2 protein-coding genes are annotated in these 3,367 nt (G+C 45.6%); one reads left to right on the forward strand and one right to left on the reverse strand.

Annotated elements, in window-relative coordinates:
- Positions 1–234: 234 nt before the first annotated feature.
- Complete coding sequence (locus tag KW93_RS10685) at positions 235–1,596, reverse strand: O-antigen ligase family protein (protein ID WP_033543004.1); 1,362 nt, start codon at positions 1,594–1,596, stop codon at positions 235–237.
- A gap of 370 nt (positions 1,597–1,966) precedes the next feature.
- Here KW93_RS10685 and KW93_RS10690 point away from each other — a divergent pair, with 370 nt between their 5' ends.
- Positions 1,967–3,301 carry a S1C family serine protease gene (locus KW93_RS10690; RefSeq protein ID WP_052131567.1) on the forward strand — a complete coding sequence of 445 codons (1,335 nt, stop codon included), beginning with the start codon at positions 1,967–1,969 and terminating at the stop codon, positions 3,299–3,301.
- Positions 3,302–3,367: the final 66 nt, after the last annotated feature.

Raw genomic sequence — 3,367 nt, forward strand, 5'->3', positions numbered from 1 at the left:
CTTTCCATCAAAAATGCACTTTTCTTTTGGAGAAACCCACAGCAAAAGTCTACTCGTGAGATAAAAACCGTTATCCATTAAGCAAATCACGCTATCCGTGAAACAAACAAGCCTATCCGTCAAACAAACTCTGCTATCCACGAAACAATTCCCCTCACCACACAACCAAAAAAGAAGCCCCCTCAAAAAGAGGGAGGCTTCTGCACATAGTCATATTATATCTCTACTATCATATTATCGTTCCCCAGGAACACTATCAATCGTCTCATACTCCGCAGCACCCGTCTCATGCTCCGCAAGAACTGACAGCAGCGCCAGGCCGATGACCAGGTAGATGCTCACGCCAGGCGCGAATATCACGTGACCGGCTATGAAGGAAATGCCGAGGATCAGGATGACGGACAGCAGCAGCGAATACAGGTAGCTGTTTTCTTTGCGGCGCGTGATGCGCAGCCAGATCGCTTTCACAATTCGTACCGCCGGCTTGAACAATGCCACAATTGCCAGCAGCAATCCAACGATACCGAATGAGAAGAAGAAGTCGAAGAAGTCCATCTCGGTGATTTTTTCCTCGAAATCGTAATCAGCCGCGTAACCCATACCTAACGCGATGCGCGCAGGATCGGCGTCGACATACTTTTCATAATGCTGGATAACAAACAGGTCTCTTGAAGAAACAATCTTGGTGATGGTTGGGTGGCTGAGTTCTTTCAGCCGCTCAATTTCTTCGAGTTTCTGAACCTGTTCACGGTCGTAAATTTCTTCACGGTTTTCAAACCGCTGTTCCCGCGCCTCCAGGTCAGCACGCACATTTTCGATATTCTGTACGGCGGGAGCCTGGTTGAGGCTTATCAAAAGCACGATCAACGGCAGGAAAACGATGAAGAATGGTTTACTCAGTCTGAAGCGGTTTCTTGCCAGAATATAAATCGAGAAGATGACCAGAACCAGAATCACGGAACCCAGTGACACTTTGGTGCCGATCAGGTAAGCCGTATAAACGGATGCGAATACTGTGGCAATGCCGAGCCATCCCGTCAATTTCTTATACATGCCCCATATGGCGAGCGGCGTAAGGAACGCGACAATTGCCCCGATTTCATTGGCGGCATTAAACCAGCCGATGGTGCCTTCATAAAATTCGTTATAACTTTCAAAAGAAATATTGAACAGTGTCGGCAGTATAATGAACGCCGATATGGCCAATAAATTGATTGTCAGCAACTGGACAATCTTCTCCTTCGTCAGCCATTTATTTTTTACGAGTATGTAGAAGACAAAGAATAACTGGACAGGGTATGCGGTTTTAGCGAGGAATTCAGCTTCTGCCATAAAACTGAAGCTGTCTTTCCAGATGAAGTTGACGATAAAATTCACTGCCAGGTAAGCGTACACAGCAAGATTCAAAAGCAGAAGCTTTTTCTCTTTATGCTGAATAAAATGATTCATTGCGAATACGAACGCCAGCGCAAGGAAGAGCATCCGGACAACGACACCGATTGTGATCGGGAAATCGAAATTCTTCAAAATGAAGTTTGTGGCCACATCCAAAAACGGTTGTAGTAGAATAAAGTAAATCCAAATATTTCTTTTCAAAATCTCACCTCTAATTTTCCTCATTTAATTTTATATGCTATTCATCGTATTTTCAATCGATACTATTGCTTATTTGCGATGGACAGAATCAGGAATCGTTTAAATCACCAATTCACATCTTATCATATATTATAGAAAAAGAGCATTTTCACTTAAGGGAATTTATCTTCGCAGAACTCTGGAAGTGCTTCCGGCACCAGCGTTCAAGCCTTTACAAGAGAATGAATAGAAGAAAAATTTCTAACTTTCCAATCTATTACAAACGAATAAAAATTATATTAAACTGTAATGTTTTGAAACATTTTTGAAACTATACATCACCTTCATCCGTCTATATAATAAGCATGAACGAGAAAAGAGAGCTGATAATATGAATACGAGAATAGATAATAAAAAAAATAAATCCACCCGGGTAAAAGCAGTCCTTGTTTCTGTACTATTTTTTGCAGTGCTCGCCATTGCCCTGGCAGTTTATTTCCCGGGAAATGATGACAATGCCGAAGCCATAAGAGAGTCGCTGGAAAAAACTTCATTCGAAGGCAGAGGCTATAACAACCAGATCGTACTGGAAGTTCCGCAGGGAATTGCTTCCGAAGAAGCTGTACAGCCGGAAGGTGTCGTTACCGATCTGACGAACAGCGGCGAAGAACTGGAAACAGTCGTTGAAAAGGAACTTCCGACTGAACCGGTGGATGAAGGCCCGAAAGTGGAGCCGGTCAATCTTGAAACACTGATCGCCAACTCGAAATCGGCGGTCTACACAATCTATACCGACTCAGACCAGGGTTCAGGTTTCCTGTTCAATCAAAAAGGGGACATCGTAACCAATGCCCACGTCGTGGATGGCTCATCGTTTGTCACTGTCATGAGCAGCGACGGTGAATTTTACGACGGCCGAATTGTCGGGATTTCTGAAACAACCGACATCGCGCTGATCCGTGTGGATGGACTGAAAGGCAAGAAGCCGCTTGGCATGGAATTGTCCGAAGTGCCGGTGCATACGCCGGTGTTCACTTTAGGGAGTCCGGGGAACGTCAATAATACGTCCACCATCGGTGAAATCACGTCCATCGGCAAAAGCTTTTCAGACGTCTACCAGTATGACAATCTATACGAAATGAGCGCCGAGATTAAACTTGGCTCAAGCGGCGGACCGTTGATATCTTCGCTGACCGGCAGAGTGCTGGGCATCAATTCGATCGTCCTTACGGAAAATCCGAAAATCGGCTACGCCATTCCGCTGCATCAGGTCAACGATCAGCTGGAACAATGGGCAGCCAAGGACATTCCGGTGGAACAGGACGGCGCAGAAGTGGTTGTACCTGAAATCCAGGAAGTGGAGCTCACGGAAGAATTGCTGCGCAGCTTCATGAGAGATTTCTATGACCTGATCGCCCCTTCACTCGAATATCAGGAAGGCAAGTTTTATAAATTCTTCCTGCTCGCCGGCACCCAGGCTGAAACAGCCGTTGTCGAAATGGTCGAAGCCATGAAGACGGAAGACCGCACATTCCAGTCAGTCGAATCGAATATTACGGATGTCCAGATTTACGACTTCTCTGCAGATGTCGCCGTTTCTGCGAAATTTACATTCGTCGACAAAACCGATGGCACGCTCGTGACCATCAACCACGAATACATTTATGAAGTTGTCATCGATCAGTATGGTGATTATCAGATCCAGTCGATCCGCAATAAAGAGTAAGAGAAGCAAGTGCCGCGGCAAACTGCCGGCGGCGCTTTTTCTTTGTCCAGACTCCAGCGGCCCAAC

This window comes from Planococcus sp. CAU13 (assembly GCF_000775575.1).
Lineage (GTDB): Bacteria > Bacillota > Bacilli > Bacillales_A > Planococcaceae > Planococcus.